The sequence below is a fragment of the Mesorhizobium sp. M4A.F.Ca.ET.020.02.1.1 genome (assembly GCF_004022645.1).
Classification (GTDB): Bacteria; Pseudomonadota; Alphaproteobacteria; order Rhizobiales; family Rhizobiaceae; genus Mesorhizobium.
Genome location: NZ_RZOI01000631.1, coordinates 1 through 3,586 on the forward strand (window position 1 = coordinate 1; position 3,586 = coordinate 3,586).

Consider the following 3,586-nt stretch of genomic DNA (forward strand, 5'->3'; position numbering starts at 1 on the left):
GCTGGAAGAGGCTTGCACGCGCATCCAGCGCTTCACCGCTTCACTGACCTGATGACGAAAAAAGCCCGGCTCCAGGCCGGTTTTTTTCGGGTGGTTAGCCGCCATACTGCTCGTCGCTGACCTTCTCCAGCCAGTCGGCGTGGACGCCGTCAATCGCTTCCTGCATGGCGATGTGCGTCATCGCCGTGCTCGCGCCGGCGCCGTGCCAGTGCTTCTCGTCGGGCGCGAACGAGATGACGTCGCCGGCCTTGATCTCCTGGATCGACCCGCCCCACGTCTGGGCACGGCCCGCGCCCGAGGTGACATAGAGCGTCTGGCCAAGCGGATGCGTATGCCAGTTGGTCCGCGCGCCAGGCTCGAAGCTGACCAGGGTGGCCCTCAGCCGCGCCGGCGCCTCCTTCTCGATGATCGGTGTCTGCAGCACCCGGCCGGTGAAATACTTTTCCGGCGCCATGATGGTCGGCACGCTGCCGCAAGCAATGATCTTCATCGTTTCAATCCTCGAACTGGGGTCACATCGGCGGTGGCGACCGCACCGCTACGGTCCGCCCTTGCGGCGACACTTTCCTCCGATGCCTGTCCGGACGCAACCGCTTCCCGGACAGCCGGATGGCACGCCGGACACGCGTCAGCCGCGCATCGTCGGCGGCGTCACCATCGCAGCCGCGGCCAGAACAAGCCGGCTTGCTTTCGATGGGCCTCATAGGCGCCGGCCAGATCCGTGCGCGAGAATTTCTTCTCTTCGTCCAGCGCCGCGATCAGATAGAGCACGAAAATCCCGGCGACAGGCACCACCGCCCAGATCGACCATGTGGCGATACCCCAACCGGCCCAGAAGATGATGTAGGACGTGTAGAACGGGTGGCGGATGTAGGAGAAGGGTCCGTCGGTCACCAGGCCATGCGGATTGTCGGCGTCGAAGACAAAGCGCAGCCGCGCCTTGCGCGACCTCGCAATCGCCCACCAGAACAGCGCGGAACTCGCCAGCTGGATCACCAGCCCGACGATCTTGGCCAGTAGCGGCTGCGGCAGGATCCAGATGATCGCCAGGAAAAACAGCGCCGTCGCGGCCACGACGACCGAGATTATCTTCGCGCCCGAGGACATGCCCGACGATTGGAAATGAGCGCGCATCGACCACAGATACTGGCCGACCGTGGCGATGCCGATGATCGAGACAAGAAGGTCGAGCCCACGTTCCATCGTCAACATTCCATGCCCGCCATCGAAGATTCGGGAGCCACTATAGACGGTCGGCGCAGATTAGTCCTTTCTTAACCAGAAACCTAAAGCCCGCGTAGACCCGGGAATGCGATATTGGCCGCTACGCAATCCTAAGGTTCAATGCATCATGGCCGTCGTTGAGCGTACGATCCGCACCCCGCAGGCCGATTTGCGCGTCAGCGAATCGGCGGGCCCCGGCATGCCCATCGTGATGATCCACGGGTCCGGCGCCTCGCGCGCCGTGTTCGCCCGCCAGTTCGACAGCCCGCTTGCCGATGCCCACCGGCTGATCGCTTTCGACCTGCCCGGCCATGGCGAGTCCTCGGATGCCGCCGACCCGGCGACGGACTATACGCTCACCGGCCTGGCGCGATCGGCGGCCGAGCTCCTCGACGGTCTGGGCATCGGCCACGCCGTCGTCTACGGCTGGTCGCTCGGCGGCCATGTCGCCATAGAGCTCGCAAGCTTCCATCCGGCCGTCCACGGATTGATGCTGACCGGTGCGCCGCCCGTATCGAAGGGCTTCTTCGGCATGCTGCGCGGCTTCCACGCCAACTGGGACATGCTGCTCGCTTCCAAGAAGGTCTATTCCGAACGCGATGCCGAACGCTTCGAAACGCTGTGCTTCGGCGACAGCGCGGATCCGTCATTCCGCGACGCCATCCTGCGCACGGATGGCCGGCTGCGCGTCATGGTGACCCGTTCCATGATGGCCGGCAAGGGCGCCGACCAGAAACAGGTTGTCGAGCAGGCCGCCTTCCCCGTCGCGATCATCAACGGCGAGGACGACCCGTTCATCCGGCTCAACTACTTCGACACGCTGGATTGCGGCACGCTGTGGGAGCAATGCCACGTCGTCCCTGGCGCCGGACATGCCCCTTTCTGGGAGCGTCCGGACCTGTTCAATCCGATGCTGTCGCGCTTTGCTGAGGCTGTCGCGACGCATGATGCGGATACTGCCCTGCCGGCCCTGCGCCGGACCGGTTGACGTCACGTAACGCCGACGATTTTCTTCTTAACCATGAGCGGCCGATCGTCGGCAGGCTCAATGTCTTCTTAACAGCTGGGCGCTAGCCGTGGCTTGTGTTGCGGGGACGGTGACATGAGCATACTGGCCACGATCAAGGATCACAGCGGCAGAATCTACCGCGGTATCCAGTTCCTGCTTGTACTGAGCATCGCCGCGACCGCGCTCGGCGCGGCCGGCCTGGTCAGGGACTCCTCCTTCACGAGCGCCCTCATCGTTTCGATGGTGGCGACTGGCCTGGCGCTGCTGGTGCTGATGTACATGCGCAGCAGCGTGGTCCAGCGCCTGCGCTCGGCGGCGGCCGCCGAAGCGGAGAAGCATCATTTTCTGGCCGTCGACGCGATGACCGGCGCCATGACCCGCCGCTATGTCCTCGAAGCGCTCGACGAGCGGCTGGGCACCTTGCGCAGCCGGCGCGAGGCGAGCCTGCTGTTGATTGATCTCGATCACTTCAAACAGCTCAACGACACGTTCGGCCATCAATTCGGCGACCTCGCCCTGGCGCATCTGGTCAAGGCCGCAGAGCGTATCTTCGCCGACGGCGTAGTCGGGCGGCTGGGTGGCGACGAATTCGCCGTCATCGTTCCGCACGGCAATCTGGCAGTGATCAACAAGGATGCGCGCCGGCTGCTCGATGTGATGCGGGCAGGCAAATCGCATGAAGGCAAGATCGTCCCGCTATCAATCTCGATCGGCGTGGCACTAGCTCCCGCGCACGCCTCGAACACGACGGAGCTGATGTTGCTTGCCGACCTCGCCCTCTATGAGAGCAAGGCCGGCGGCCGTGGCCGCGTCACCGTGTTCGACGAGGAGATGCTGTCGGACAAGCGCTACCGTCGCCTGGTCGAGCGCGAGCTTCGAGCGGCCATCTACCTCGGCGAGCTTGACCTCCACTATCAACCGATCGTCGATACCGACCGATCGACCTTTGCGCTTGAAGGGCTCGTCCGCTGGCGCCATCCGGTGCGTGGCCTGATATCACCGGCCGACTTCATACCGATCGCCGAGCGTTCGACCTTGATCGACATGCTCGGCGAATGGGTATTCAGGCGCGCTTGCGCCGACATCGCACATTTTCCCGGGCTCCGCATCAGCATCAACGTTTCCGGCGAGCAGCTGAAGCGCGACGAGATCGTCACCATGTGCGACCGCGTGCTCCGCGAAACCGGCAGGTTGGCGGCTGAGTTCATAATCGAGATCACCGAGACGGTGGCGACCGCGGCCACGCCCGAAATCCTGAAGCGCCTGGAAGCCCTGCGCGGGCTCGGCTTCCACATCGCGCTCGACGATTTCGGCACCGGCCATTGCGGCATCAACTATCTCAAGACCTTGCCC

At 64.1% G+C, this 3,586-nt stretch carries 4 protein-coding genes; 2 read left to right on the forward strand and 2 right to left on the reverse strand.

Translation table 11 applies throughout. The features are described from left to right. Positions 1-94: 94 nt before the first annotated feature. Both EN742_RS28195 and EN742_RS28200 read right to left on the reverse strand, forming a co-directional pair. Complete coding sequence (locus EN742_RS28195) at positions 95-490, reverse strand: cupin domain-containing protein (protein ID WP_126058751.1); 396 nt, start codon at positions 488-490, stop codon at positions 95-97. A gap of 161 nt (positions 491-651) precedes the next feature. Beyond that, positions 652-1,203 (reverse strand): isoprenylcysteine carboxylmethyltransferase family protein, encoded by a 552-nt coding sequence (locus EN742_RS28200; RefSeq protein WP_126058750.1) that lies wholly within the window; start codon positions 1,201-1,203, stop codon positions 652-654. 148 nt (positions 1,204-1,351) lie between these two features. Here EN742_RS28200 and EN742_RS28205 point away from each other — a divergent pair, with 148 nt between their 5' ends. After that, complete coding sequence (locus EN742_RS28205; RefSeq protein WP_126058749.1) at positions 1,352-2,212, forward strand: alpha/beta hydrolase; 861 nt, start codon at positions 1,352-1,354, stop codon at positions 2,210-2,212. Positions 2,213-2,326: 114 nt separating this feature from the next. Beyond that, positions 2,327-3,586, forward strand: a 1,260-nt coding sequence (locus tag EN742_RS28210) for an EAL domain-containing protein (RefSeq protein ID WP_128333534.1), incomplete at its 3' end; no start/stop codon positions are given.

Bases quoted from the DNA above. Each gene is read 5' to 3' on its own strand.
- EN742_RS28195 (WP_126058751.1), bottom strand. From the start codon at position 490: ATGAAGATCATTGCTTGCGGCAGCGTGCCGACCATCATGGCGCCGGAA.
- EN742_RS28205 (WP_126058749.1), top strand. From the start codon at position 1,352: ATGGCCGTCGTTGAGCGTACGATCCGCACCCCGCAGGCCGATTTGCGC.
- EN742_RS28200 (WP_126058750.1), bottom strand. From the start codon at position 1,203: ATGGAACGTGGGCTCGACCTTCTTGTCTCGATCATCGGCATCGCCACG.